The sequence below is a fragment of the Natrarchaeobaculum aegyptiacum genome, assembly GCF_002156705.1.
GTDB lineage: Archaea > Halobacteriota > Halobacteria > Halobacteriales > Natrialbaceae > Natrarchaeobaculum > Natrarchaeobaculum aegyptiacum.
Genome location: NZ_CP019893.1, coordinates 2,722,308 through 2,748,497, shown reverse-complemented (window position 1 = coordinate 2,748,497; position 26,190 = coordinate 2,722,308). Strand labels below are relative to the sequence as shown.

Genomic DNA, 26,190 nt, shown 5'->3' with positions numbered 1-26,190 from the left:
ACTAGCGCCCCCGCCAGTCGGGCTCGCGATCGGTCAGGAAGGCGTCGATCCCCTCCTCGGTGTCCTCGCTCATCGCGATCATGGCGATGACCTCCTTGAGGTACGCGAGGGCGCTAGCGACGTCCATGTCCCGTTGCTCGTAGTAGGCCTCCTTGCCCATCTCGATCAGGACCGGGCTGTTCGCTGCGAGAGTGTCGACCAGCGACTCGAGGTCGGCCTCGAACGCCTCGGCAGCGACGACGTCGGTGACGAGCCCCATCTCTCGAGCCTCGGCGGCGTCGACGTGCTCGCCGGTGAACAGCAGTTTCAGCGCGGCTTTCTCCGTCGCCGCGCGGGTGATCGGTGCCATCGCCTGCGCTGGAAAGAGGCCGACGTCGACCTCCGGCGTCCCGAAGCTCGCATCGTCGCTCGCGAGGACGAACTCACAGGCCGTCGCCAGTCCCAGCCCGCCCGCGAGACAGTGTCCCTCGACGGCGGCGACGGTGAGCGCACTCGTCCGCTGGAGGCGCTCGATCAGCCCCGAGAGCGCACCGAAATTCTCGCGATAGGCCTGGGTACCCTGACCGATCGGGAACTCCTGAAGGTCGCCGCCGGAACAGAACGTGCCACCGGCCCCGCGGATCACGACCACGCGGGTCGGCCCCGCGTCGGCCGCCTCGAGCACGTCGGAAAGCCCCCGGATGACGCCGTCGTTCAGCGCGTTTCGCCGGTCCGGCCGATCGATCGTCGCCCGGACGACGAGGTCGTCGTCGCTGACCGAAACGGCGAGGTCCTCACTCGAGAGTGTCTCAGCGTCGGTCATGGTTCACCCCGCACTCGAGGGGCACCGTGGTTGGGCGTGCCGTCCGCGTACGTTGCGTCTGCGTCGCCGCGTTGGTTCCAGTCGGGCGTCGTCGAACCCATGACACGTGATAGAGATACACATAGTAGTAAATGTATGCCACGCGACCAGTTGTCCGACACAGGATCAACTACCGTCGCGACAGACGAACGTGGGCAGAACCATCATCGACGGGATAGATTGCGGACGTACTCGAGGCCGGGGCGACCGTCGAAAAGCCACAGTCCGACCGCGAGCCCGAAGAGAACGAACTCGACGGCCAGAAAGGTCACGGGGTCGGTCAACGGCGTCACGACTGTCTCGACGAAAGCGGGTGGGTCGAACAGCCGCTCGTTGTAGCCGAACGTGTGGTGGGGAACGAGCGGCCAGAGCAGGAACTCGGTTCCGAACGGATAGCCGAGTGCGAACCTGGGCGGGAGGTCAGCAGCGAGGTGAGAGAGGTGGGCGATAGCGAACGCGGTCGCCGTCTCGACGCGCTCGAGTGCGAACGCGACGAGGTAGACGGCCGCGAGCAAGACGACTGCGAACAGCAACGAGTGTCCGAGGTCGCGGCCAGTCGGGAAGACGCCGAGCAACCAGAGTGGCTTGTCGATCAGGTCCGCGAACTGGGAGCCGACGACGACCGCCAGCACCGGTTCCTGTCGCGGCGGCCGACGAAACCTGACGTGTGCGTACAGCGAGTACAGCAGGTACGCGACGCCGAGGTGGCCGGGCGGAAGCATCTGCCGGTCGTACGTCGACGGCTCGCAAAGCCGTTGCGTCGGTTCGAACGTACTGCGAACGGGGGCCGACCAGTTCTCGAGTCGTCAGCCACAGACTGCCCGGAGCGTCGCCTCGAGTGCGTCCGCAGCGGCCTCGACGTCCGAGAGGTGGACGTACTCGCGTTCGGCGTGGGCGACTCCGCCCTCGTCGTCGGCCAGCACGCCGGGTCCGAAGACGGCCGTCGGTGCGTCGACGGCGAAGAACCCGGCCTCCGTCGCCGCGCCGAACGGTCGCACCTCGCCGCCGCTTGCCTCCTGCAGGGTCTGGACCAGGTCGGCGTCCGGGTCGGTCACGAACGCTGGCGGGAACGGCGTATCGGGTCGGATGAGGTCGACCGAGAGCGAGAGCGCGTCGGGAACACACTCCTCGAGAAACGCCTCGAGGTCGTCGCGGAACGACTCGCTCGTCTCCGGCGGGACGCTACGACGGTCGAACGTGAGCCGGCACGCGTCGGGCACGCGGTTGGGAGCCTCACCGGCCTCGAGCATCGTCGCCGTCAGCTTCGGTGCGCCGAGGACGTCGTCTGCGCCCGGACCGGCTTCGGCGTCGTAGCGGCGGAGCGTCTCGAGAACGCTCGAGAGGCCGAAAACGGCGTTTCGCTCGGCAGGGACGCTCGCGGCGTGGCCGCTCTCGCCGGTGATCGTGATCGTCCCTTCACACTGACCGCGGGCGGCGATGCAGACGTCGAGATCGGTGGGTTCGCCCACGACGAAACCATCGGCGGAGAGTCGCTCCTGAAGTCCGGCCGCCCCGGTCATCAGCGTCTCCTCGTCGGGTGTGATCGCGAGCGTCAGCGTGCCGGCCGTGGGGTCGACCCGCAAAAATGCCGCGAGCAAGGCGGCGAGTGGACCCTTGGCGTCACAGGCACCGCGTCCACGGACGACGTCGCCGTCGCGTTCGTAGGGGACGTGCGGTGCGACCGTGTCGATGTGAGTGTTCAGGACGAGGTGTGGACCGTCGTCTGCCCCATCCTTGCTCGCCAGCACGTTCCCAAGGTCGTCGACCTCTGGCTCGAGACCGTGGTCCCGAAGCGTCTCACAGAGCAGTGAACGCATTGCTGAGACGTCCTCGTGGGACGGAGTCGAGACGGCCTCGGCGTGGAAGGAGTCGACGTCGAAGGACATGGGTGGTGTCGGTCAGCACCAGCAGACCGCTGGTCGATGCCAGCATCTACCCACCACCACAGGATAAGCGCCCCGGGTTCCCGCCACGGTCGTCTCGAGCGGGCGATAGGTTCAGTAGCGGTGACGGTCATTCGAGGCCATGGGCAGTCGAGTCAGAGACGTCATGGTCGAGGACGTAGTGACCTGCGACGGAGAGACGACGCTCGAGACCGTCGCCGAGCGAATGCTCGGGCGAGACGTCGGGAGCGTCGTCGTAACGAACGACGGCAATCCCTACGGGATCGTCACCGAGTCGGATCTCATCCACGCGGCCTACCATACCGGGCGGCCGCTCGCCGAGATACCGACCCACCGGGTGGCGAGTCATCCGCTGGTGACGGTCGACCCCGGACAGCCGATCGGAACGGCGATCGACCGGATGCGATCGGAGAACATCAAGAAACTCGTCGTCGTGGATGATCTCGAGGTGGTCGGCATCGTGACGACCTACGACCTGATCCGCCGATGGGGCGACGTGAGTGCGGATATCCGGGAGATCGAACGCGGTCGCGTCCGTCGTTCTGACAAGTGGTCGACCCAGCAGTGATCGGTGACGGCGTGGCAAATTCCCGGAATGTCTCACCTCATCGTTTCACATAGCCGATGGATTGAGGAGCGCCGAGTGTGAGTGTGTGTCATGGGACTTCGTGTGGCAGACGTCATGACGACTGACGTGGGGACCTGCGACGCGGAGACGACGCTCGAGACGGTCACAGCGGCGATGCTGAAAAACCGGGTCGGGAGCGTCGTCGTCACCGACGACGGGAACCCGTCCGGGATCGTCACCGAGACTGACGTGATCGGCGCTGCCTACAGTACCGGCGACCCGCTCACAGCAATCTCGACTCGAGCAGTCGCCAGTCATCCGCTCGTGACGATCGACGATTCGCGAACGATCAGGGAAACCATCGCTCGGATGGAAACGGAAGGCGTCAAGAAACTCGTGGTCGTCGACGGCCTCTCTATCGTCGCCATCGTGACGATGGGTGACGTCGTCAGACACTTCGACGAGATCAGTACCGAAATTCGCCATCTCGAGCGGCGACGAATCGATCGAACCCCCGACTGGGCTGGCGAGTGACGGGAACAGAACGTCACGGAACGCTTACTGTTCGACGCGTGTGACGTCCTCGAGCGTCTCTCGCCGACGGACGACGCGATCCTCGCCGTCCTCGAGGGCGACCTCGGCGGGCCGGGGCTGGGAGTGGAACTGGCTCGCGAGTTCGTAGCCGTAGGAGCCGGCGTTGCCGATCGCGACGATGTCGCAACGCTCCGGGCGAGCGAGCGGGCGGTCGTGGGCGAAGACGTCGGCGCTGGTACAGACCGGCCCGCCGACGGTCGCCTCGATCGACTCGCGATCGGGCGCGGTGACGTTCAGCATGGGGTGGTAGGAGCCGAACATCGCCGGGCGGATGAGCGTCGCGAGGCTGGCGTCGACACCGACGACGGTCGCGTCGGGAGCTTCCTTGATCGTGTTCACCTCGGTGAGGATGAGCCCCGCATCGGCGACGACGTACCGGCCGGGCTCGAGTTTGAGTGTCGCCTCGAGGTCGCCAACGGCCTCACGGACCATCTCCGAGGTCTTCTCGAGGTCGAGTGGCGCTTCGTCCTCGCGGTAGGGAACGCCGTAGCCGCCGCCGACGTCGACGAACTCGAGGTCCGCGTCGCCGACGCGGCGGGCCATCTCGCCGACGCGTTCGATCGCCCGGCAGTGTTCCTCGAGTCCATCGGTGAGGACGCCGCTGCCGGCGTGGGCGTGCAGACCGACGAGGTCGAACTCCTCGCGGACGCGGTCGGCCACCTCGGGAACCTGCTCGTAGGGGATGCCGAACTTCGCGTCGGCACCCGTGGCGACCTTCTCGTGGTGGCCCGTGCCGATACCGGGGTTGATCCGGATGGCGATTCGACCGTCGTAGCCCCGTTCGGCCAGCCGGTCGAGCGTGTCGGTCGCGCCGATCGTGATCGTCAGCCCCGGTGCCTCGTCGGCGAGGTCGACCGCGTAATCGAGGTCGTGATCCGGCGGGTTGACGGCCGTATACTGCAGTTCGTTCGGGTCCGCACCCGCGTCGATCGAGCGCTGGAGCTCGCCCCACGCGGCACACTCGATCTCGCCGCCAGCCTCGAGAACGGCCTCGAGAACGGCCTTCCCGGTGTGTGCCTTCGCCGCGTACATCACCTCGGCGTCGGGGAACGCGGCCGCAAAACGGGTGTAGTTCGCCTTCACGCGATCGAGGTCGATCACGTACAGCGGCGTGTCGTACTCCTCGGCCAGCGACTCGAGTCGCGGCAGGTTCCAGTCGTCGAGCCGGCGCACCGCCGGCGACTCCTCGAGATCGGTCATTGGTCGATCAAGTGACCGCGAGGATTCAAGCGTTTGGATTCTGTAGACCGCCAGGGTTACCGATACGGGAACGACCACAGACACGGATACGGCCACGTGAGCTGGGAACCACAGAACTGGAGCCAGGAGCAGAAAACGAGACGTCAGGAGACTGGACGCTCGAGTCGCGCCCAGCCGATGGCGTCGAGGACGATGATCCGGTCGCCGTACCGGACGAAGACCCCGTTCATCTCGTCGGCGTCGCCGTCGTAGTATGGCAACGAGTCCCGGACGGCGTCGACGACCGACCACGCGCCGTCGCGCGTTAACGTCACGTGTTCCCACTCGTCTCGAGCGTCGTTGCGAACGGCACGGACGATTGCCCGACGCGCGCCGGGGATCTCTGCGAGCCGTCTCGAGGCTGCGTCGACGACCATCGCTCCGTCGGGAACTTCGGTTCGATCGACGATCCGCGCGCCGACGTCGGCCGTCGTGCGGTCCCGGTCCTCGCGCGCCCGAGACGATCGAGACCGGAGAGCGTAGCCTGCGGCGGCGGCCGCACCGACTACGAACAGCGACAGCGCCAGGTCGTTCCGCCTGAGCATCGTGGCATACCTTACAGTAACCGGCTAAGTATCTTTCGTAAGAACGTACGGCTCTCGTCGAAGAGAGGCCAGTGCTTGAGGTAATCGACAGGTGAGTTACGAGTTCGCTACAGGCTGGCCGCGAATCCCGACGTGATCGCGCCGGAAACGACGAGCAGGAGGATGGCGACGATCGCTGCGGCGCGGAACAGTCCGAGCGCGTCACTGGCGGGTTCGCGAAGCTTCTTGCCGTTGAGCCCCGATTCGAAGCGCTTGGCACCGACCTCGACGAGTGCGGCCAGCACCAGCCAGAGGACGAGCATCGCGATGACGAGCTGGCCGTTTCGCGTCTGGATCAGCCCCTCGGCGGTGTAGCCGGTCCCGGCGAGGTGGCCGCCGGTGACGAACAGCACGACCGCACTCGCCCGAGAGATCGTCTTCAGTTTCCCGGAGATGCCCTCGAGTGGTTTCGTGGAGTTGAACGCACCGTCGCGGGCGAGTGGCAGGACCACGAACGCGACGTAGAAGACGCTCCCCGCCCAGATTGCGGCGAAGATGAGGTGAGACGTCCGTGCGATGAACTCGTCGACCATAGTCGAACTGTGGAGGGCGGCAGTATCAGCGTTGCGACTCCGGGCTGGCATATGCAAGTGCGGCTATCAATACGAGCGGTCTATTCGAGCCAGTCGGGAAGCCAGGCGACCACGCGGCGGCGAACCAGTGCGTACCCGAGGGAGACGACGATGCCAGCGACGACGAGCGTCGTCACCCACCCGTCGAAGACCAGCAGTGCGGGAACGGCGAGCGAGACCGCGAGCGCAGCGTCTTCCGGAGCCCCGTCGTAGCGGATCCACCGTCGCGGGCTAATCCACTGTCCGCGCACGTGGTCATACACCGCACGGTCGCTCGGGCTGGTCCACGGGTCCATCTCCGGGCCCCCGCCGAGTGCGTCGCTCGCGGCGTGGAGCCAGCCGGCGGCGACGAACGCAGCGATGCCGACGGTGAGACTCGAGGGAACGATCGCAGCCGCTGGAAGCACCGCTCCGGTGGCGACCCCGCCGAGTAACGGGAAGTGGAAGGTGCGTCGATGCTCGAAGATGAGGTCGAGGTCGGGAGCGAGGCCGCCGAGGACGGCACCGGCGGCCAGCGCCGGAGCGAACTCGGGAACGGCGGAGGCGACCGGTGCGACCACGGCCAGCGCAACGAAAACGTGGGTGGTCGCCATCATGGATCGATGGTTGGGGCTCGAGTGGGAAAACGATACGCGATCCGGGACGGGGCGTTTCCAGCCGTGTCACTCGAGGTTCTCGCCCTGATAGCTCCCGTCGTAGACGTCCTCGTGATTCGCCTCGGCGAACACCAGTTGGGCGATCCGGGCACCGCGTTCGATCTCGATGTCGTGGTGGACCTGCAACAGGCCCTCGCCGCGACCCTCGTAGCCGGCGTCCCAGACGGCCGTGTTGAGCATACAGGAGTTGCGCATCAGCGACGATCGCGGGTAGACGAACCCGACGTGCCCGTCGGGAATCTGGATCTGCTCGCCGTAGCGAGCGACGTAGACCCCCTTCGGCAGGTAGTAGGTGTCCGGGAACTTCTCTTCGAGTTCCTCGAGCGGGCGGGCGACCCGGTCGCCGATCTCCTTCCCGTCGCGCCGGATACGCCCCGGCTCGAGCTGTTCGAAGACGACGTCGAGGGTGAGGTCGACGCCGTTGGGCTGAACCTGCTCGTCTGTCGCTGGCGAGACGAACTCGGCGACGAACGCCCCGGAACGGAACATACCGCGTCTCGCAACGGCACCGAAAAAAGCGTATCGTTTGGGTGGCACCGCCCCGCGTCCGCTACTAATCTTTAATACAGCTCTCCTGAAGAAGGCGATTTTCGACAGGGTGGAAAGAACCGGTTCAGGCCATCTACGGGGGAGTTCGGCGTCGACCGGTACGATGACCTGAATTAATAACATTCGAGAGCACGCGCTGGTTTTATCAGGACTGACGACCCAGTTTCGTGTGCTATGGGACAGACGATCACGGAGAAGATCCTCGAGGATCACCTCGTCGACGGTGACCTCGAGACCGGCGAGGAGATCGGGATCGAAATCGACCAGGTACTGACTCAGGACACCACCGGCACGATGGTCTGGCTCCAGTTCGAGGCGATGGGGCTGGACGAGGTCCAGACCGAAATCGCCGCTCAGTACTGTGATCACCAGACTTATCAATTCGACTTCAAAAACACCGACGACCACCGCTTCCTCCGTTCTGCCGCCGGCACCTACGGCGCGTACTTCTCCCGGCCGGGCAACGGCATCTGTCACAACGTCCATCGCGAGAACTTCGCCGCGCCCGGCAAGACGCTGCTTGGCTCTGACTCTCACACGCCGACCCCCGGCGGCCTCGGCCAGCTCGCCATCGGTGCCGGCGGGATCGACGTCACCGTCGCCATGGGCGGTGCCCCCTACTACATCGAGATGCCCGAGATCGTCGAAGTCCGCCTCGAGGGGGAACTCCCCGAGTGGGCCACCGCGAAAGACGTCATCCTCGAGATGCTCCGCCGTCTCTCCGTGAAAGGCGGCGTCGGAAAGATCCTCGAGTACACCGGTCCGGGCGTCGAGAGCCTCACCGCGCCCGAGCGGATGACGATCACCAACATGGGGACGGAACTCGGTGCGACCTCCTCGATCTTCCCGACCGACGAGCAGACCGAAGACTACCTCGAACGGGTCGGCCGCCAAGAGGAGTACGTCGAACTCCAGCCCGACGACGACGCCGAATACGACGACCAGATCGTCGTCGACCTCTCCGACCTCGAACCGCTGATCGCACAGCCGTCGATGCCCGACAACGTCGTCCCCGTCCGCGAGGTTGCAGGCGAAGACGTCGACCAGGTCATCGTCGGCTCCTGTACGAACGGTGCCTACGAGGACATCCTGCCGGCCGCGAAGATGCTCGAGGGTCGCGAAGTGAACCCGACGACCGAGATGATCGTCGCCCCCGGCTCCAAGCAGGCTTCGGAGATCCTCGCCCGCGAGGGCTGGGTCGCCGAGATGATGGCCGCGGGCGTTAACTTCTCGGAGGCGACCTGTGGGGCCTGTATCGGCATCGGCCACGTTCCCGCTTCTGACTCGGTCTCGCTGCGCACCTTCAACCGCAACTTCGAGGGTCGCTCGGGCATCGAAGACGACAACGTCTACCTCTGCAGCCCCGAGGTCGCCGCCGCCGCAGCGATCACCGGCGAAATCGTCGACCCACGGGACCTGGCCGACGAACTCGAGGACCTCGAAGACCCCGGTATCGAACTTCCAGACGAGTACGACGCCTCGAAGGTCGACCTCATCACACCCGACGAGGCCGTCGACGACGAACTGGTCAAGGGGCCGAACATCGGGGACGTCCCGCTTCGTGAGGACCTCGATTCGGACGTCGAAGGAGAGGTCCTCCTCAAGATGGAAGACAACATCACGACCGACCACATCATCCCCGCGACCCAGGACATCCTGATGTACCGGTCGAACATCGAGAAGCTCTCAGAGTTTACCCTCTCCCGGGTCGACGACACCTTCGCCGAGCGCGCACAGGCGGCCGACGGCGGCGTCCTGCTCGCCGGCGAGAACTACGGCCAGGGCTCTTCGCGCGAGCACGCCGCGATGTGTCCGATGTACCTCGGCGTCGAGGCCGTCCTCGCCCAGAGCTTCGCGCGAATCCACCGCGCGAACCTGTTCAACTTCGGTATCGTCCCGCTGACGATCGACGAGGACACCTACGCGGATATCGACCAGGGCGACGAGGTCGAGATCGTCGACGACGTCCACGAGGCCGTCACCTCCGGCCAGGAAGAGTTCACCATCCGCGTCAACGGCGACGACGAGTACACCGCTACGCTCGACGCCTCCGCGCGCGAACGCGACATCCTCGCCGCCGGCGGCAAACTCGCCTGGACCAAAGCCCAGGCCGAAGAGGGCGGTGCCGGCGCGACGCCCGCAGACGACTGATCGTGGACTGACCGTCCTCCACGGCCGGATTACCACGTTTTCTCACCCGATCTCGAGTGCTGACGAAAAAGCCCATTACTCCTGGCCCAGCATACGGCGTACAGATGCCAGCCGACGGCAGACCGGTCGGGCTCGAGCGAACAGTCGAGTGGGACAGCCGCCTCGACGGCCTCGGTCGACTGCCACATCGACTGGGGTGTTTCCTCCTCGGAATGGGTACCTGGGCGTGGGTCACCCTCTTCGTGGTCGTCCCCATCGTCGTCCTCGCCGCAACGCCGGTCGTCGGTTCACGTGCAGCGATCGCCTACGTCGTCGTCTGTGCGTGTCTGTGGCTGGTGATCTGGTTCTCCAGCCCGGGATTCAAATACGCGAGCTACCGACTCGATCCTCGATCCGGGACGCTCCGGCTTACGTCCGAGTTCGACGACCCCGAAACCAGCCAGTTCGCCGCGATTACGGGCGCTGACGAGGTCGAGGTCGACCTCGAGAGAGTCGACACCGTCGCGTTCGTTACCCTCCCCACCCACGTCGTCTGCCAGCTCGAGTATCGGTCGCTGAACCTCACGAACCCGGAGGCGATCGTCGTCCCGCGAGTCAGACTGCGTGAGGTCGCCGACGCCTTCCGGACAGCCGGCGTCTCCGTGCCGGAACTCACGCCGGGATCCACTCCCCGACCACGGGCTCGAGCCGTCGGTCCGGTACTTCGCGTGTTCGCGACCCCCGTCCTGATCGGCGTGGCGCCACTGGCAGTCGTCCAGCGACACCTCGGAATCGACGTGTGGCCGATCCTCTTCGGGTTCGCCGTCCTCGTCGTGGTCGTGGCCGCCCGCGACGTGACGAATCGAATCGGGGTCCGGCCCCCCGGAACCAGGGCACGCGACTGGGTCCTCAGGTGGGCGTTCGACGTGATCCTGACAGCTGCATCGCTGATCGCCATCGCTGTTGCCTACGTCCTGATTCGGTCACTCTGAGGACGAACGGACAGCGTCTTGTGGATTCGCCCGATAACTCGAGCGAATGCCTTCCGGACACGAGAACGCCGGCTACCGGCGACTGTTCGACGGAGATGGGATGACCGTCGGAACCGGCTTTCCCCTGACCGGGACGCGGGAGTCGACGCCCGACGTCGCGGCCGAACTCGAGCTCGCCGCGCTCGCCGAATCGCTCGGCTACGACGCCCTCTGGGCCCGCGACGTCCCGACCTACTGGCCCAAATTCGGCGACGCCGGCCAGACCTTCGATACCTGGCCGTGGCTCTCCCACGTCGCCGCCCACACCGACGAGATCGCACTCGGTACCTCGAGCGTCGTGCTCACGCTCCGCCACCCACTCCACGTCGCCAAGTCCGCCGCGACCGTCGACCGGCTCTCCGGGGGTCGGCTCGTGATGGGGATCGCCTCCGGCGACCGCGACCCCGAGTACCCCGCGTTCGGCGTCGACCGTGACGAGCGTAGCCGCCTCTTCAGGGAGGCTGTCGAGACGCTTCGGACGGTCTGGCGCGAGGACTACCCCGAACTCGAGGGGCAGTGGGGCACGCTGGAGGGCGACCTCGACGTCGTCCCCTCGCCCGTCGAAGAGTCGATTCCGCTGTTGCCGACCGGCCACTCCCGCCAGACCACCGAGTGGATCGCCGACCACGGCGACGGCTGGCTGTTCTACCACCTCCCCGACCGGACCCTCGAGTCCTACATCGGCGACTGGCGGGCTGACGCCGGCGAGAAACCGTTCGCTATCGCCGTTCGTGTCGGCCTCGCGGACGATCCGACGGCCGAGCCGGAACCGCTGCACCTCGGCTACCACGCGGGTGCAGAGTGGTTCCGCGAGTATTTCCACCGTCTCGACGCGATCGGGCTCGATCACGTCATCGTCAGCCTCGAGGGCGACGACCGGGCCGGTGCACTCGAGGAGTTCGCCGACGAGATTCTCGCGGACCTGTAGGCGAGGCCCCGAATCGGACGTTCACCCGTTCCGTGCGGCGACGTCGGCGCTCCGTGGTGTTTTCCGGATACCGAGTCTGTTTCGGCGGGCGTAGTACCGGTGGGCGAGTGCAGAGACGCCGAACGAGACCACGACGAAGATCCCCCACGCGTACGCAGAGATCGCCCCAAACGGACCGAGGCCCAGCGCCGAGAGAGCGAGAACGAGAGCGGCGATACCGGTCAGGCCGAGGTAGTAATCGCTCCAGGGGACGTCACGGCCCCGGACCACGTCCATGTAGATTTCGACGTCCTCGAGTGTGGGCGTCGGTTCGACGGTCCCCCGGTCCCGGTCGAAGTCGACGACGCCAGCGTTGTCCATCTTCGGGAGGTGTGACTGGTGTAATGCGGTGTAGACTCGCTTTCGATCGCTGCTCGTCACGTCCTCGACTGCGAGTCCGTCTTCGTGTGCGGCGATCTCCTGTGAGAGTTCCCCGATTTCGATCGATTCACCACGTCGAATCAGTTCCTGGAGGATGTACCGGCGGCGCTGATTCGAGAGCATCTCGAAGAGTTCGTCCTCGGTCAGCGTCGGATCCGCGCCCGTTCTATCGCCCGGTTCGTCGGGCGTCGGAACCGATGGATCCACTCCCCCGGAAGGTTCTGCCTTCGTGGCCCCCATTTCATCCAACACTACCAGACCATTCAATAAAAGCATTCGGTTGAGCTAACCAACTGACCCAATTCGACCGAGCGTACCCGCTCGAGCGACCGTCTCAGACCTCAGACCACTCACTACCGTCGGGATGGGCGTGGGTTCGGTCCACGTCTCCGGTCCCAACGGCGACCAGTACGTGCTCGCGGACGGTGATCGTGACGTCGGTGAGGAGACGCGATTGCACGACACAGCTCAGAAGCGAGCGAGCGAGAACTGCTCGAGGTCGTAGTCGGTCTCGCCGTCGATCGCGAGGTCGGCGAGTGCGTCGCCGACGACGCTCGCGAGGACGAACGTTCGCCGGTCGAAGCCGGCGGCGACGGCCACGTTCGGCTGGTCGGGGAGCGTGTCGACGACGGGGTGGCCGTCGGGAGTCGTGCTGGCGAGCCGGGTCTCGAGGCCGAGCGTCGGGCCGAGTCCGTCGGGGACGTACCGGTCGACGGCGTCGCGGAGGCGGCGTTCGTCGGCCTGCGTCGGATCGCGATCGACCGGGTCCGTCGCCCGCGGCCCCGTTCGATTCGCAGGTCGAGGGCTTCCGACGACGAGGCCGGGAACGCGATGAGCGGGCGCGAGGACGTACTGGTCGTCGTCCGCCCGAATGTCGAATACAGGGAACTGGTCGGGGGTAAACGTCTCCGGTGTCGACGGGTGAAACTGCGCGAACACGTATCGCTCCGGCACGACGATGTCCTCGAGATCGTCGATGAGGCCGGCCGTCCACGGGCCAGCGGTGACGACGAGCGCGTCGGCTGCGTACGCGCCGTGGTCGGTCTCGACGCGGACGCCGTCGTCGGTCGATCGCCAGTCGACGACGCGCTCGCGGGCCCGGATCGTCGCGCCGGCACCCAGCGCGCGGGTAATGCTGGCCAGCAGGCACTCTCCGGCATCGAGGACCCCACCGACCGGGACCGAAGAAGCCTCGTAGGCTTCCGGGAGGTCTACGGCCGGATAGCGCTCTTCCACATCGACCTCGTGGCTGTCATCGCCGTCCGTCGCGATCGCTGATTCTGCGTCCGGGCCGGCGGCGACGGCTCCCGTTCGCCACAGCAATCGCCGGTCGTGGTCGGCCTCGAGTGCGTCCCAACGAGTCAGCGCCGCCTCGAGCAGCGGGCCGGGAACGGACTCGTCGGCGACGAACGGGGCGGTCCGGCCGGTTACGGACGCCGTGGTGACCGGTGGAACGTCCCGTCGCTCGAGTCCGAGGACGTCGACGCCGCTGTCTGCGAGTGCGGCGACGGTCGCAGTTCCCATCCCCCCCACACCGACGACGACGACGTCGTAGCGATCAGTCATACGGGCCGGTACGGTCGGTCTTGCGAAAATACTTGCCAACTCGGAGGAGCGTTCAGTCGGCGTCCTGCCGGTCGCCCGTCGACGCGTTCCACCGGTCGGAGTAAGCGGTTCCGCATTCACATCTCGCGTACGCGTGAATCACGTCACCCTCGGCGTAGATCCCGCCGACGTCCTCGTTCTGTGCTTCGGCGAACGCGAAGACGAACGCCACGTCGTGGTCGTCGTCGCCGTCGGTCGACGCCGCTGGACACGTCCCGCCGGCCAGATCCGCGGCTACCTCGCCGTCGGTCCCCATCGCCGTCTGAGCGAACGTCATCGCGTCGACGCCAGTCGCTGCCTGGAAGGCGTTTCGACCACGCTCTCCGTCGACGACGATCACGACGCCCCCATCGACTGCGTCGCCGAACGATTCGAGCCGGTCGTCAGAGACGTACGACGACGCGAGAAAGAGCGCGACGTCGTCCGGTCGCTCGCCCGCCAGAAACTCAGCACGCGCCTCGCTGGTGGCAGTCATTGCATCTGCTTGCCTTCCCGGTGGAAAAAGGCCGTCGGTCGCGTTCGCACCAGCGGTCGACGCGACGGATCAGTTCGTGACGTGACCTGTCCGTTATTCCGAGTGTCCCACTGGGTTGATTTTTTATTTTTCGAGTCGGTAGCCTCCCTGTCGTTTATTACGTGGTAGCGCCAGCGTTCGAGTAGTCGTGAGTGGGCCACGGAAAACGGAGCCGTCGGCGGGGCGCCGGCGGAGGGTGGGGGCCACTCGCGGAACCCCCAACAGTGATCGGCAATGCGTGATGACACGATCGAACCCGAGTCCGTCCTCGAGGAGCTCTCGAGGGCGGTGAGGACGGACCACACGTCGGAATCACAGGACGCCACGCTCGGTCGGCAACACCGATCGGTCGAAGACGTCGACCGCGACCTCGAGCGACTGCTCGGGTTCGTCACCGACGCACTCCCGGTCGAGCAGGTGGCGTTCGAGGACGCACTGGTGAAGGGCAATCTCGAGGAGGTTCTCCTCGTGCTCATCGCGATGCACGAGGAGGCCCACGGCGATCAGCTCCTGACGGACCTCGAGCGGCTCTTCGACGCACGACTGAGCCCGGGGACGGTCTACCCGTGTCTCCACGACCTCGAGGACGAGGACGTGCTCTCGATGCACGCGAAAGTTCGAACGAAGGAGTACTCGATCGACGACCGCGAGGCCGTCAGGGAAACGGTCGAAACGACGATGTTGCAGCACCTCTCCTTCGGGCTACTCCTCTATGCGTTCTTAGAACAGTACGAGTAGCCCACGCGAGCGCGGTGTGCGATTCGCAGTGGTCCCTCCCGATTTTTACACCTTCTCGGTCAGGATCCGTCCTCGAGTCCGCGTGCGATGTCCTGTAGTCCCGAACTCGGCGGTTCGTGGGCGTCGTAGTAGGCGGTCGCTCCCGGCTCGCGGAGTCCGTAGAGAAACTCCGGTTCGACGACGTCGACGAGCACAGAGCCGCCAACGCGAACGTCGTGGTCGTCGACCCAGTCGGCCAGCAGGTCGGGATCGCCGGAGCCGCGCGCACCGTCGGGTGTGGCGAACACCCCGCGAACCAGATAGTGGTCGTCCGTGAGCGCACGCTCGACGCGGGCGAATCGCTCCTCACCGTCGAGGACGACCCGAACCACCTCCTCGAGCGAGAACGCGTCCCGATCGTCCGCCGGTAACTCGAGGCGGACGCCGGTCGCGGTCCCGGCACACGTGGCTCTGACGGTCCGTACCGAAGGATGGTCACTGGAGACTCTGTCAGCCATTGTCAGGGGAGCGTGGAAGGGGTGGAGTCGAAAACCGGTCGATTACTCGTCTGCGTCTTCGCCGTCGTCACCGCCGCCCAGCAGGTCCTCGATGGACGCGCTGCCTGCGTCGGCGACCGAGGCGTTGATCTGAGCCACGGCGTCGGAGATTTCGCTGCCGCGAACGGTGATGCGGCGGCGCTCACCGGAGCGTTCGGGCTTGTATCCGACCTGGCGACCTTCCATCAGGACCTCCGTCAGGCTCGATCCTGCGACGTCGGGGTTGAGCGGTCGGCCGGCGTCGTCGGAGCCGCCGGTGATCTCGAGTGTGTAGCCGTCGAGGCCGACGGCAGCGCCGTCGACTTCCTCGCCGATCGATTTGCCCATGAAGCGGTTAGCGTCCTGTCCGTCAGCCTCGAGCTGGTAAGACGACCCGGAGTCGGGGTCGCCGACGACGACAGTGAAACTTGCCATGACCGACGGAAGACGGTGCCCGCTCAAAAGAACATCGTTTCCCACCGACTGGTTCGAGCCGACCGCGATCGGTGATTTGCACCGTAGAGTCAAGTACACTCCCGCGCTACGGTCGCTCGTGTTCATCGACCCCGAGCGACTCGAGGTTCGCCTCCGTCAGGAGTTCGGCGGCACGAGCGCCGAGTCACGGGTTGTCGTTCGACAAGCAATCGACCTCGCCGACTCCGGGCAGTACGAATCCGACACCGGGACGCCGCTGACGACCGCGTTCGTCCTCTCGGAACTCGCCGACGCACCCGACGGCACCCCGGCGGACCGCTGGAACTGGTGGATCGGCTCGCTCGAGGTCGCCTACGGCGGGTACGAGCGGTTCGGTATTCGACAGTATCAGCAGTGACTGGCTGTCACCCGGGCGCGTGGGACGGGTGGTTCGTGTCCGTCTCGTCACGAAGATAGTGACAATGTCCGGAAACGAAATTCCTTTTAGGGTTACCTGACCAAGTAGTCAGACGACGACGCTCGTCGGCGACGCGTCGGCCCGAGCCAGCGGCCGACGCGCCCGAATCGCCACGACCCGGTCCCCACACTCGAATCTGCCATGAGCGAACCTACGCCGACGTTCGACCGAACTGCCGCCGACTACCCCGTTGCCAGCCTGTCACCCGCCGTCCGCGACATCGTCACCGACGCCCTCCCGAGACCCGACCGATCTCTCGCGGTGGTACTCTGCCAGGTCGCACGAGAGGTGAGTCTGGACGCCGGGGATTGTGCCTCCGCAACCGACACCCCCGACCCCGAGGAGGTCGACAGTCCGACCGCGGACCCGACGACCGACCTCGTCACCGCCGTCGGCTGTTTCGAGGGCTACGTCGAGATCAGGGCCGACCTCCTCGCCGACGAACGATACGGTCGACCGACCGACCGCGACGCGGCCGTGCTGGCCAGTGACTACCTCCACGCGGCCGCGTACACCCAGATCGGCGGGCTGACCGACTCGAGTCGCCGAACTGCGTCCATGTACCAGGTTCTCACCCGAGGCTCGACGGCGCTCGCGACCGCGTTTCACGTCCAGTCTGCGGACGCACGTGATGACGCGACCGACTCGCGTACGCCCGACGCCGTGCTTGCAGGGACGGCGAGCGAACTCGGTGCGACGGCCGCTGGCGCGACCGAAGACGCCCGGGAAGCCCTCGAGCGATACGGACGGTCGCTCCTCGGTGCGATCGCTGCCCATCCATCCCCCAGCGACGCAGTCGGCGACGTCGCCGCGCTCGTCCTCTCGGGTCGTCCCGAGGAGGCCGCGGTCGAACGGGACGCGAAGGCGTCCTCGAGTTCGAAACCGCGCGACGATACCCACACGGCGACCGTCAGGCGGCACGTCGAACGGGCGCGTGAGGCGATCACGACGCTCGAGCGCTCGGGCGGCCGCGCCGACGAACGGTCGAAGACCGACTCCAGGCCGATGAGTCGATCACCGCTCAGCCGACTGGAACGGGCAACACGGATCCCGTTCGCCGACGTCGTCGACGACGATGCCTGACTCGAGTCGCCCGCTCTGGCCGGCGTACCCGCTCACGGTGTTCGTCGCTGGCCTCGGCCACTGTTACCTCGGCCGGTGGATGCGTGGCGGCGCGTGGTTCGTGCTCTATGGTCTGGCGCTGGCGTTCCTGAGCGCACGGACGCTGCCGGGTGCACTCGAGCCCGGCGAGCCGTTTTTCGTGACGGCGTTGCAGTTCGAGGCCGTCGACTACGTCGACGTCGCCGTCCCGCTCGCGGTTCTGGTGGTCTGTCTGGTCGACGTCTACCTCATCGGACTGACGCGCCGAGCCGAGTCCGGCGGGACCAGCACACAGTCGAACGGGTCCTGACCGGACGCGGCGAGACGACGAACCGATCAACTCGAGTGACAGTCGCGTGATGTTTTTGTGCCCGGTGGTCGAAAGTATCGTATGGGCCGACTCGGGATCCTCGCGCTCAAGGGACTCGGTGCACTTTTACTCGCGTTCGTCGCCCTCTCGATCGTCGTGACAGTGGTCGGACTGGTCCTCTGGCTCGTCGGTGCGGCCATCTCGGCGCTCGTGACGCTGGTGATACTCGCCCTGTTCGTCCTCGCTGGAATCGGTCTGTACACCGTCATGCGGGGCAGTTCCGGGACACCGCAGGAACGCTACCGGAACGAGAGGGGCGGCAGTGAGCAGCCTGCAGACGAAAGCGACCCGAAAGCTGCGTTGCAGGAACAGTACGTCGAGGGCGAACTGACCGATGCGGAGTTCGAGCGAGAACTCGAGCGGGTGCTCTCGGGGGACGAGGACGCGACCGGCCACTCCCACCCGGAACCCGCCGCGCGGTCGCTCGAGGATCTCGACGGACAGCGAGAGCGCGACCGCGATCGGTGACCACGACGGACGGGCGGCGACGCGGTCGGGACAGAGACCAGCAGGATCGACGGAGGGAAACCGCTCGAGTATGAGGTGCGGGACATGGAGGTCGAGTTCCTGGGCGGTGCTCGCGAGATCGGTCGGAGTGCGATCCTGATCGACGATCGATTGTTGATCGATTTCGGGATGGACTCGGGGAACCCGCCGTCGTTCCCGATCGGCGACGTCGACCCCGAGGCCGTCGTCGTGAGCCACGGCCACCTCGACCACGTCGGGACGGTGCCCGCGCTGCTCTCGGGTGACGCCCGTCCGGAAGTCCACTGGACGCCACCGACCTACGACCTCGCGATGGTGCTCGCCAGAGACACCCTCGAGCTGCACGGCGGGACCTACGACTGTCCGTTCACCGAGACCGAACTCGCGCGGTTGACGCAAGTATCCCGAACCCACGGCTACGACGAGCCGTTCGAGGCCGCCGGCTTCGAGGTTACCTTCTACGATGCGGGGCACGTCCCCGGAAGCGCCCACGTCCTGATAGCCGGCGATGATACTCGACTGCTCTATACGGGCGACTACCACACCGAGGACCAGCGGCTGGTCGCCGGAACCACGGCGCGCCCGGACGCCGACGTCGTCATCACCGAGAGTACGTACGCGGACACGACACGCCCTCCGCGCGCAGAGATCGAACGGGCGTTCGTCGAGAGTCTCCAGACGACCATCTGGGAGGGCGGCACCGTCGTCGTCCCCGCGTTCGCCATCGGCCGCACTCAGGAGGTGCTCTGTCTCTGTGCCCGTCACGACCTCGAGTGCTACGTCGACGGGATGGGCCAGCGCGTCACCGAGTTGTTCCTCCGGGAGCAGAACCGGCCGTTCCTGCGCGACGCAGCCGAGTTGCGCCGCGGGAAAGGCAACGCCCGGTTCGTCGACGGCCGGGATGGGCAACGAAAGCGGATCGCCGAACAAAACACCGTCATCGTCACCACGAGCGGCATGCTCCACGGCGGGCCGGCGATGACCTACGTGCCCGCGATTCGCTCGCACCCGGCGAACAAGATCGCCATGACTGGCTACCAGGTCGAGGGCACACCCGGCCGGGACTTACTCGAGACCGGCAGCGCAGAGATCGACGGTCGCGTGATGCCCGTCAGCGCGCAGGTCGAACAGTACGACTTCTCTGCACACGCAGACCGCGAGGGCCTGCTCGCCTTCCTCGATTCGTACAGGGACAGTCGGGTTCTCGTCGTCCACGGCGACCGCTGTGAGACGTTCGCCGAGGAACTCCGTGCCGAGGGATTCGACGCGAGTGCGCCAGCCCTCGGAGAGCGGGTGGACCTCGAGGCGTAGGCCGACGCTGCTCACGCTCGGGGATGAGAGCGACGCCAACCACAGTCGAAGCGGAGGCCGACGCCGATCACGGGTCGGGGACGACCGACTCGAGCGTGCCAGTGGCCTACACGACCGAGAGAAGTCACAACGGCTAAGTTGCCCCGGAGACGTATCTCGGGTAACGATGCACGTCGCTCGACCGACCGTCGGTTCGACCGCCGATCCCGGCGTGAGCGGCGTCGCTCCCCGTTTTCCGAAACGTAAACGTGCGTGAGAGCGCTCGCGGCGGGAGTGGCACCCCCGTCCCGGGCGCGGTTCGGTCCACCACGATCGATCGAAGACTACACACCGATCGTCGACAGACGATCGAAGACGAGATCTGGTGATCGTCGATTCGTCGAATCGACCGATCACCACACCACGGCTCACGACAGCGACGATACACACGACAGACACGACACCAACGCTACCAGACCAATGACAGCAATCGACTTCACCGGCGTGTTCCCTGCGATGTGCACGCCCTTCGACGACGACGACCGTATCGACTTCGACACCCTGCAGGAAGACGCCCAGCGCCTCGAGGCCGCCGGCGTCGACGGGCTCGTCCCCGTCGGCTCGACCGGCGAATCGGCGACGCTGTCCCACGACGAACACGTCCGCGTCGTCGAGGCCGTCATCGAGGCCGTCGACGACGTCCCCGTCATCGCCGGCACCGGCTCGAACAACACCCGCGAGGCGCTCGAGCTTTCAGAGCGCGCCGCAGCGGCCGGTGCCGACGGCCTGCTCCTGATTTCGCCGTACTACAACAAGCCCGAACAGCGCGGGCTGGTCGAGCACTTCCGGACGATCGCGGACGCGGTCGACCTGCCACAGATCGTCTACAACGTGCCCTCGCGGACGGGGCAGAACGTCGAGCCGGACACGGCCGTCGAACTGGCCAGCCACGAGAATATCACGGGCTACAAGGCCGCCAGCGGGGACCTCGGCCAGATCGGCGAGATCGCCGAGCGAACGGTCGACGAGGACTTCGCGGTCCTCTCCGGTGACGACGCCCTGACGGTGCCGGCCATCTCCGTCGGCGCGACGGGGACGATCAGCGTCGCCGCGAACGTCGAACCCGAACGCACCTGTGCGATGGTCGGTGCGGCCCTCGACGGCGACTACGACCGCGCTCGAGACCTCCACCACGAACTCGGGCCGCTGTTTCGCCACCTATTCGTCGAGACCAACCCAATCCCGGTCAAGGAGGCGATGGAGATCCGCGGCTACGGTCCTGCCCGCCTGCGCTCGCCCCTGACGCGACTCTCCGAGGAACACGTCGGCGAGATGGAGCGCATCCTCGAAGACCTCGCGGAAGAACGGCCGGTCCTCGACGCGGCGGAGGGTGATCGATGACGGTACGGATCGGCGTCACCGGCGCGACGGGCCGGATGGGCCGTGAGGTACTCGCGGCCGTCGCCGATCACGACGACTGTACGACCGCATTCGCGGTCAACCGCGACCCCGACGGCGCGACCGTCGAGGGTGTCGGCCTCGAGCCAGCCGCCGAGTTCGACGCGCTCGTCACCGACCACGAACCCGACGTCGTGGTCGACTTCACCGGCCCCGGGTCGGCCCTCGAGTACGCCCGCGCCTGTGCCGCGGCTGGCGTCGCCTTCGTCACCGGGACGACCGGGTTCGACGACGACCAGCGCGACGCCCTCGAGTCGCTGAGCGACGAAATCCCGGTGTTACACGCCCCCAACTTCGCCCGCGGGGTGCAGGCGCTGGTCAACGTCGTCGGCGAGGCCGTCCGGAGCCTCCCGGGCTACGACGTCGAGGTCGTCGAGACCCACCACAACGCAAAGCGCGACGCCCCGAGCGGGACCGCCAACCGACTGCTCGAAGAGATCGAAGCCCACGGCGAGTTTTCCGGACGCAAGCACGGCCGCGAGGGCTTCGACCCGCGCGAGGAGGACGAGATCGGCATCCACGTCCTGCGCGCCGGCGACGTCACGGGCGAACACGAGATCCTCATCGCCGGCAACCACGAGGAGGTTCGGCTCACCCACCGCGCCGAGGATCGCGGCGTCTTCGCCGCGGGCGCGGTCGACGCGGCGGTCTGGATCGCAGGAGCAAAGGCAGGCTGGTACGACTTCGCGGACGTGATCGACGCATGAGTACGCTCCAGTCAGACGTAACCGAGCTGTGGGACCGCAAGCAGGCCGGCGAAATCGACGCCCAGTCGGCCGGATCGGACGCCATAGACACGCTCGAGGCCTTCCTCGAAGCGCTCGAGGCGGGCGAGGTTCGGGCCGCCGAGAAGCGCGACGGCGAGTGGGAAGCCAACGAGTGGGTCAAGCAGGGCATTCTGCTCAACTTCGGCCTCCGGGAGAACCAGCCGTTCGGCTACGGCGGCGTCGACCACTACGACGTCCTGCCACTGCGCGAGACCGAGGACCTCGGTGCGCGCGGCACCCGAAACACGCCGAACGGGACGGCGATCCGACGCGGGGCCTACCTCGGGAAAGACTGCATCATGATGAGCCCGAGTTTCGTGAACATCGGGGCCTACGTCGGCGACGGCACGCTCGTCGACTCCTGTGACACGATCGGCTCCTGCGCCCAGATCGGCGAGAACGTCAAGATCGGCGCGAACACGCTGATCGGCGGCGTCTTAGAGCCCGTCGAGAACGCACCCGTCATCCTCGAGGACGGCGTCTCGCTGGGTGCCGGCTGTCGCGTCACGAGCGGCTTCGTCGTCGGCGAGAACAGCGTCGTCGGCGAGAACACGCTCCTGACGCCACGTATTCCGGTCTACGACCTCGTCGAGGAAGAGATTATCTACGGCGAACTGCCGCCCGAGCGCCGGGCGTTCATCCGCTACGTCGAGTCGTCGGTCAGCGACCACGACCTCTTCGAGGGCGGCGCATACAAGCCCGCCGTCGTCGCCACGGATCTCGAGACCGAGACGCTCGAGGCGACCGAGCGCGAGGACGCGCTTCGCGAATAAGGCGGCCACTTCTCCGACTCCAAACCGTATATAGGGCCGGCGACGAAAGCACTCCACGATGGAACGCGGGTCCCGGGATTCGTTTACGCGCATGGGCACGCTGGGGATCGAAGAGGAATTCTTCGTCGTCGACGAGGCCGGCCGTCCGACCAGCGGCACGGACGAACTCGTCTACGAACACGACCCGCCGGAACTCCTCGAGGGGCGACTCGATCACGAACTGTTCAAATTCGTGATCGAGACCCAGACGCCGCTGATCGAAGCCCTCGACGAGGCCCGCGACTCGATGTGTGCAGTTCGCCAGGCGCTGATCGACCACGCGGAAGCCCACGGCTATCGCATCGCGGCGGCGGGTCTGCACCCGCTCGCGAAGTGGCGCGAACTCGAGCACGCCGAGAAACCGCGGTACCAGTCACAACTCGACCGCATACAGTACCCCCAGCACCGGAACACGACCGCCGGAGTCCACGTCCACGTCGGCGTCGACGACGCCGACAAGGCCGTCTGGATCGCAAACGAGTTGCGCTGGTACATGCCGGTGATGCTCGCACTCTCGGCGAACTCGCCGTTCTGGAACGGCTTCGACACCGGCCTCGAGTCTGCCCGCGCGAAGCTCTTCGAGGGACTGCCAAACACCGGCATCCCGACGTACTTCGAGGACTTCGAGGCTTTCGATCGGTTCGAACGGACGATGGTCGAGACCGGGTCGATCGACGACCGGGGCGAACTCTGGTTCGACGTCCGTCCGCACACCGCCCACGGGACCGTCGAGATCCGCGCGCCAGACGGACAGGCCGACCCCGACGTCGTCTTCGCGTTCGTCGAGTACACTCACGCGCTCGTCGAGTGGCTCGCAGCGGAGTACGACGACGGCGCGACCGGCCACGCCGACGAGCAGCGCCGGGAACTGCTCGACGAGAACAAGTGGCGGGCCATTCGCCACGGCCACGACGCCTCCTTCATCGCCCGCGACCTCGAGGGCACCGTCGACCTCGGCGACGTCGTCGCACGCGAGTGTGACCGGCTGGGAATCGACGGGATCCGCGAGGTCTACGAGCGTGAGAGCGGGGCCGAGCGACAGCGTCGACTGCTCGAGGAAGAAGGCGAAGACGCCCTCTGTGAGTCGCTGTTTCTACAGGCCGACTGACCTGCTGTGAGTCGTTACTCGGCCGGCGTCGTTTCGCCGTCCCACCGTTCCTCGTGGACCAGCGCCTCGAGGTCGAGTCGCTCGCGCCACCCCTCCTGCTGGAGCACCGGCTCGGCGGGAAACCCATCCTCGGGGTAGCCCAGACAGAGGTACGCGATCGGTTTCACGTGGGGCGGAATCTCGAGCAGTTCCTGCAGTTCGTAGGGATACAGAAAACTCACCCAGCCAACGCCGATGCCCTCGGCGCGGGCGGCGAGCCAGAGGTTCTGGACCGCGAGACAGGTCGAGTAGACGTCCGTCCGGCGCATCGAACTTCGGCCGAGCACGTGGGGCGCGCCACGCGTCGGATCGCAGGTCACGCAGACGTTCACCGGCGACTCGCGGATACCCTCGAGTTTAAGGTCGTCGAAGGCAGCCCGGTCGGGGTCGTCGTAGGCCTCGCGGGCGGCCGCGATGGCCCGGTCTGCGACCTCTGCGACGGCAGCTTTCGTCTCCTCGCGTCGGACGACCAGCAGATCCCACGGCTGGGAGAAGCCCACGCTCGGGGCGTGGTGTGCCGCCTCGAGAATCCGCTCGAGAGCGTCTTCGGGGATCGGGTCGTCGCGAAAGCGCCGGATGTCCCGGCGGGTGAAGATGGTTCGGTAGACGGCGTCCCGGTCGGCGTCCGTGAATGCAGCCATCGTTGCAGTAGCTAAACTGATTTTTGATAAAGACAGTGAAACGTCCGTCGCGTCTCGAGTCGTGGTCGTCACGATCGGACGGATGTTCGCATCGACGAAGCCACTGGCTCAATCTGGGGCGTCGGCCGGATCGACGACCTCACTCGAGTCGGGAAAGACGCCGACCTGGTCACAGCGGTCGCCCATCGGGCAGGCGTCGGGATCCTCGAGGCATGCCGGGGTTCTCGCAGAGCAGTACTCGCGGCCGAACTGGATCGTCGCCGTGTGGCCGAATCCGCACTTCGCTGCGGGGACCTCGCGCTCGAGGATGGCCCGAACTTCCTCGTGATCGGCGTCCGGCGGCGCGACGCCCAGCCGCCTGTAAATCCGGTGGACGTGGGTGTCGACGGGAAAGACGCCGCCACGGCCGCCAGCGAACAGCAACACGCAGTCGGCCGTCTTGGGACCGACGCCGGTGACCTCGAGCAGCGTCTCCCGGACGGTCTCGGGGTCCTCGTCTTTGACGAACGCGTCGAAGGCCGCTGCGGTGCCGAATGACTCGAGTACCCACTCGGCGGTCGCGATCAGGACCCGTGACTTCTGGTTGTACAGACCCGCGGCGCTGATCGTCCCCGCGAGAACCGATTGCTCGGCGTCGGCGAGCGCAGTTGCGAGGTCCGCGTCGCTCTCGGCCGACGGTTCGTAGCGCTCGAGCAGCGCGTCGTGGGCGGGCTGGCTGGCGACGTCGCTCGTGTTCTGGCTCAGGATCGTTCGGACAAGACAGGTGAAGGCGTCCTGCCCGCCGTATGTCTTCTGCCAGTACAGTCCACCGAGGCGATCGACCACGCGCTCGGCCCGGCTGTCGGCGGTCGCCGGATCGAAGGTGGCCACGACGCCGCCGCCGTCGGTACCGCCGCTGATGTTGACCGTCGGCTCCGGATCGTCGCTCATATTCCAGTTCCGGGTGGCGAACGGATTGACTCTTTCCCCGTAACGCCATCGCCACTCGGGACGGCCCGAGGCCGTCGATCAGACCGGGAACTCGACTGGCGACTCGAGACGTCGACAGCCGGACGACTCGCTGGTGTCGAAATCCGAGTCCGTGAGTGTCGATCGTCACCGAAGTCGAGTTCGAATCCACGTTCCGTCGACTCCACTCCCCACAGTCGAGTCGGTCCTACCAGCTACCGCCGATCGGATCGTCGATCTTGCAGGCGAACTTCTCGTTACAGTCAGGACAGACCGCAGATCGGTCGTAGCCGTCCGTCAGCGAGCCGATCTTCTTTCGCGTCCGAAGGACCTTGCGTTCGATATCGATGTACACCCGTTCCGAACAGTGAGGGCACCTCACCCGTTGGGACATACTACTGGATTTCAAATTTCAGAACATCATGGTTTCGGCCGCTCCTGTCACTCACGCGTCGGTTTCTGTCACCTCGAGCGTGATCGTCGCCCCGGCACCGTCGGCCAGCGCGTCGACGAGGTCGCGATCGAACCCTTCGGCGGCGTGGTCGGCCTCGAGCACGATCGTGCGGTCGTCGACGTACTCGCTCGTCCGCCCGACGGCGCTGCGGTCGTTCGTGAACTCGAGGTCGGGGTCGCCCCGGCCCGTGACCGAATCCGAGTAGCCGTCGGCCTCGACGGTGACCGTGATCGTGGCGTCGGCGTCTCGGCAGGCGTCGACGAACTCGGGATCGAAGTCCGCGGGCGCTCGATCGGCCTCGATCGCGAGGATGCAGTCGCCGGCGGGCGTGAGGTAGTCGTCGGTCGTCACCTCGAACGTGCTCGCGTGCTCGGCGCTGACGTGCTCGTGGCCGCGGGCGTGGATAATCTCCTTCATGGACGCAGGTTCGCGCCCG

At 66.4% G+C, this 26,190-nt stretch carries 33 protein-coding genes; 15 read left to right on the top strand and 18 right to left on the bottom strand.

Features of this window, described 5'->3' with window-relative positions:
* Position 1: 1 nt before the first annotated feature.
* The 3 genes from B1756_RS13400 to B1756_RS13390 all read right to left on the bottom strand — a co-directional run bounded on the left by B1756_RS13400 (position 2) and on the right by B1756_RS13390 (position 2,727).
* A complete protein-coding gene (locus B1756_RS13400; protein ID WP_086888999.1) occupies positions 2 to 802 on the bottom strand; it encodes an enoyl-CoA hydratase/isomerase family protein in 801 nt (266 codons plus the stop codon).
* Between the two features lie 203 nt (positions 803 to 1,005).
* Entirely contained in the window at positions 1,006 to 1,563 is a 558-nt protein-coding gene (locus B1756_RS13395) for a metal-dependent hydrolase (RefSeq protein ID WP_086888998.1), read from the bottom strand.
* An 84-nt stretch (positions 1,564 to 1,647) separates the two neighbouring features.
* The gene (locus B1756_RS13390) at positions 1,648 to 2,727 is read right to left on the bottom strand and encodes a M20 family metallopeptidase (RefSeq protein ID WP_086888997.1); all 1,080 of its coding nucleotides are present in this window, start codon (positions 2,725 to 2,727) and stop codon (positions 1,648 to 1,650) included.
* A 163-nt stretch (positions 2,728 to 2,890) separates the two neighbouring features.
* On the opposite strand from B1756_RS13390, the gene B1756_RS13385 reads away from it, so the two are divergent.
* Positions 2,891 to 3,313 carry a CBS domain-containing protein gene (locus B1756_RS13385; protein ID WP_267128193.1) on the top strand — a complete coding sequence of 141 codons (423 nt, stop codon included), beginning with the start codon at positions 2,891 to 2,893 and terminating at the stop codon, positions 3,311 to 3,313.
* A 90-nt stretch (positions 3,314 to 3,403) separates the two neighbouring features.
* Positions 3,404 to 3,847: a CBS domain-containing protein gene (locus B1756_RS13380; protein WP_086888995.1), complete on the top strand. Its 444-nt coding sequence runs from the start codon at positions 3,404 to 3,406 to the stop codon at positions 3,845 to 3,847.
* 24 nt (positions 3,848 to 3,871) lie between these two features.
* On the opposite strand, the gene lysA is transcribed toward B1756_RS13380, so the two are convergent.
* The 5 genes from lysA to B1756_RS13355 form a co-directional block, all read right to left on the bottom strand.
* Positions 3,872 to 5,107, bottom strand: coding sequence for a diaminopimelate decarboxylase (gene lysA / locus B1756_RS13375; RefSeq protein ID WP_086888994.1), 1,236 nt, complete (start codon positions 5,105 to 5,107; stop codon positions 3,872 to 3,874).
* A 143-nt stretch (positions 5,108 to 5,250) separates the two neighbouring features.
* Entirely contained in the window at positions 5,251 to 5,691 is a 441-nt protein-coding gene (locus B1756_RS13370) for a hypothetical protein (RefSeq protein ID WP_086888993.1), read from the bottom strand.
* A 107-nt stretch (positions 5,692 to 5,798) separates the two neighbouring features.
* Positions 5,799 to 6,263: a copper resistance protein CopD gene (locus tag B1756_RS13365; RefSeq protein WP_086888992.1), complete on the bottom strand. Its 465-nt coding sequence runs from the start codon at positions 6,261 to 6,263 to the stop codon at positions 5,799 to 5,801.
* 80 nt (positions 6,264 to 6,343) lie between these two features.
* On the bottom strand, positions 6,344 to 6,898 hold the full coding sequence (locus B1756_RS13360; RefSeq protein WP_086888991.1) for a hypothetical protein: 555 nt from the start codon (positions 6,896 to 6,898) through the stop codon (positions 6,344 to 6,346).
* Between the two features lie 66 nt (positions 6,899 to 6,964).
* Positions 6,965 to 7,447: a deoxyuridine 5'-triphosphate nucleotidohydrolase gene (locus B1756_RS13355; RefSeq protein WP_086888990.1), complete on the bottom strand. Its 483-nt coding sequence runs from the start codon at positions 7,445 to 7,447 to the stop codon at positions 6,965 to 6,967.
* 234 nt (positions 7,448 to 7,681) lie between these two features.
* Between B1756_RS13355 and B1756_RS13350 the strand changes: the two genes are divergently transcribed.
* The 3 genes from B1756_RS13350 (at position 7,682) to B1756_RS13340 (ending at position 11,596) form a co-directional block, all read left to right on the top strand.
* A complete protein-coding gene (locus B1756_RS13350) occupies positions 7,682 to 9,658 on the top strand; it encodes an aconitate hydratase (RefSeq protein ID WP_086888989.1) in 1,977 nt (658 codons plus the stop codon).
* 104 nt (positions 9,659 to 9,762) lie between these two features.
* Complete coding sequence (locus B1756_RS13345; RefSeq protein WP_228434370.1) at positions 9,763 to 10,629, top strand: hypothetical protein; 867 nt, start codon at positions 9,763 to 9,765, stop codon at positions 10,627 to 10,629.
* Positions 10,630 to 10,675: 46 nt separating this feature from the next.
* A complete protein-coding gene (locus tag B1756_RS13340; RefSeq protein ID WP_086888988.1) occupies positions 10,676 to 11,596 on the top strand; it encodes a TIGR03571 family LLM class oxidoreductase in 921 nt (306 codons plus the stop codon).
* Between the two features lie 21 nt (positions 11,597 to 11,617).
* On the opposite strand, the gene B1756_RS13335 is transcribed toward B1756_RS13340, so the two are convergent.
* From B1756_RS13335 to B1756_RS13325, 4 genes are all read right to left on the bottom strand, one after another.
* Positions 11,618 to 12,256 (bottom strand): DUF7344 domain-containing protein, encoded by a 639-nt coding sequence (locus tag B1756_RS13335; protein WP_086888987.1) that lies wholly within the window; start codon positions 12,254 to 12,256, stop codon positions 11,618 to 11,620.
* Between the two features lie 94 nt (positions 12,257 to 12,350).
* A complete protein-coding gene (locus tag B1756_RS20070) occupies positions 12,351 to 12,476 on the bottom strand; it encodes a hypothetical protein (RefSeq protein WP_267128192.1) in 126 nt (41 codons plus the stop codon).
* Positions 12,477 to 12,484: 8 nt separating this feature from the next.
* Positions 12,485 to 13,582 (bottom strand): FAD-dependent oxidoreductase, encoded by a 1,098-nt coding sequence (locus tag B1756_RS13330; RefSeq protein ID WP_086888986.1) that lies wholly within the window; start codon positions 13,580 to 13,582, stop codon positions 12,485 to 12,487.
* Positions 13,583 to 13,634: 52 nt separating this feature from the next.
* Complete coding sequence (locus B1756_RS13325; protein WP_086888985.1) at positions 13,635 to 14,096, bottom strand: DUF5807 family protein; 462 nt, start codon at positions 14,094 to 14,096, stop codon at positions 13,635 to 13,637.
* 273 nt (positions 14,097 to 14,369) lie between these two features.
* Here B1756_RS13325 and B1756_RS13320 point away from each other — a divergent pair, with 273 nt between their 5' ends.
* Positions 14,370 to 14,873 (top strand): PadR family transcriptional regulator, encoded by a 504-nt coding sequence (locus B1756_RS13320; protein WP_086888984.1) that lies wholly within the window; start codon positions 14,370 to 14,372, stop codon positions 14,871 to 14,873.
* A 59-nt stretch (positions 14,874 to 14,932) separates the two neighbouring features.
* On the opposite strand, the gene B1756_RS13315 is transcribed toward B1756_RS13320, so the two are convergent.
* Together B1756_RS13315 and B1756_RS13310 are read right to left on the bottom strand one after the other, a co-directional pair.
* Positions 14,933 to 15,370 (bottom strand): DUF7112 family protein, encoded by a 438-nt coding sequence (locus B1756_RS13315; protein WP_086888983.1) that lies wholly within the window; start codon positions 15,368 to 15,370, stop codon positions 14,933 to 14,935.
* A gap of 42 nt (positions 15,371 to 15,412) precedes the next feature.
* Positions 15,413 to 15,823, bottom strand: coding sequence for a 30S ribosomal protein S6e (locus B1756_RS13310; protein ID WP_086888982.1), 411 nt, complete (start codon positions 15,821 to 15,823; stop codon positions 15,413 to 15,415).
* A gap of 118 nt (positions 15,824 to 15,941) precedes the next feature.
* On the opposite strand from B1756_RS13310, the gene B1756_RS13305 reads away from it, so the two are divergent.
* From B1756_RS13305 to B1756_RS13265, 9 genes are all read left to right on the top strand, one after another.
* On the top strand, positions 15,942 to 16,220 hold the full coding sequence (locus B1756_RS13305; RefSeq protein ID WP_086890190.1) for a WNWW family protein: 279 nt from the start codon (positions 15,942 to 15,944) through the stop codon (positions 16,218 to 16,220).
* 201 nt (positions 16,221 to 16,421) lie between these two features.
* Positions 16,422 to 17,363 (top strand): polyprenyl synthetase family protein, encoded by a 942-nt coding sequence (locus tag B1756_RS13300; RefSeq protein WP_086888981.1) that lies wholly within the window; start codon positions 16,422 to 16,424, stop codon positions 17,361 to 17,363.
* The gene (locus B1756_RS13295; RefSeq protein ID WP_086888980.1) at positions 17,356 to 17,691 is read left to right on the top strand and encodes a hypothetical protein; all 336 of its coding nucleotides are present in this window, start codon (positions 17,356 to 17,358) and stop codon (positions 17,689 to 17,691) included. The genes B1756_RS13300 and B1756_RS13295 overlap by 8 nt, the downstream gene beginning before the upstream one ends.
* Before the next feature lie 81 nt (positions 17,692 to 17,772).
* Entirely contained in the window at positions 17,773 to 18,219 is a 447-nt protein-coding gene (locus B1756_RS13290) for an SHOCT domain-containing protein (protein WP_086888979.1), read from the top strand.
* A gap of 84 nt (positions 18,220 to 18,303) precedes the next feature.
* Positions 18,304 to 19,548 (top strand): MBL fold metallo-hydrolase, encoded by a 1,245-nt coding sequence (locus tag B1756_RS13285; RefSeq protein WP_086888978.1) that lies wholly within the window; start codon positions 18,304 to 18,306, stop codon positions 19,546 to 19,548.
* A gap of 459 nt (positions 19,549 to 20,007) precedes the next feature.
* Entirely contained in the window at positions 20,008 to 20,928 is a 921-nt protein-coding gene (gene dapA / locus B1756_RS13280) for a 4-hydroxy-tetrahydrodipicolinate synthase (protein ID WP_086890189.1), read from the top strand.
* On the top strand, positions 20,925 to 21,692 hold the full coding sequence (gene dapB, locus B1756_RS13275; protein WP_086888977.1) for a 4-hydroxy-tetrahydrodipicolinate reductase: 768 nt from the start codon (positions 20,925 to 20,927) through the stop codon (positions 21,690 to 21,692). The genes dapA and dapB overlap by 4 nt, the downstream gene beginning before the upstream one ends.
* The gene (locus B1756_RS13270; RefSeq protein WP_086888976.1) at positions 21,689 to 22,525 is read left to right on the top strand and encodes a 2,3,4,5-tetrahydropyridine-2,6-dicarboxylate N-succinyltransferase; all 837 of its coding nucleotides are present in this window, start codon (positions 21,689 to 21,691) and stop codon (positions 22,523 to 22,525) included. Before dapB ends, B1756_RS13270 begins: the two co-directional genes overlap by 4 nt.
* Before the next feature lie 58 nt (positions 22,526 to 22,583).
* Positions 22,584 to 23,672 (top strand): glutamate--cysteine ligase, encoded by a 1,089-nt coding sequence (locus B1756_RS13265; RefSeq protein ID WP_086888975.1) that lies wholly within the window; start codon positions 22,584 to 22,586, stop codon positions 23,670 to 23,672.
* A 14-nt stretch (positions 23,673 to 23,686) separates the two neighbouring features.
* Here the strand turns inward: B1756_RS13265 and bluB are convergent, their stop codons facing one another.
* The 4 genes from bluB to B1756_RS13245 form a co-directional block, all read right to left on the bottom strand.
* Positions 23,687 to 24,352, bottom strand: a complete 666-nt coding sequence (gene bluB / locus B1756_RS13260; protein WP_086888974.1) for a 5,6-dimethylbenzimidazole synthase — start codon at positions 24,350 to 24,352, stop codon at positions 23,687 to 23,689.
* A gap of 108 nt (positions 24,353 to 24,460) precedes the next feature.
* On the bottom strand, positions 24,461 to 25,282 hold the full coding sequence (locus tag B1756_RS13255; protein ID WP_086888973.1) for an endonuclease III domain-containing protein: 822 nt from the start codon (positions 25,280 to 25,282) through the stop codon (positions 24,461 to 24,463).
* A 226-nt stretch (positions 25,283 to 25,508) separates the two neighbouring features.
* Entirely contained in the window at positions 25,509 to 25,694 is a 186-nt protein-coding gene (locus B1756_RS13250; RefSeq protein ID WP_086888972.1) for a hypothetical protein, read from the bottom strand.
* Positions 25,695 to 25,745: 51 nt separating this feature from the next.
* Complete coding sequence (locus tag B1756_RS13245; protein ID WP_086888971.1) at positions 25,746 to 26,171, bottom strand: DUF371 domain-containing protein; 426 nt, start codon at positions 26,169 to 26,171, stop codon at positions 25,746 to 25,748.
* Positions 26,172 to 26,190 lie beyond the last annotated feature (19 nt).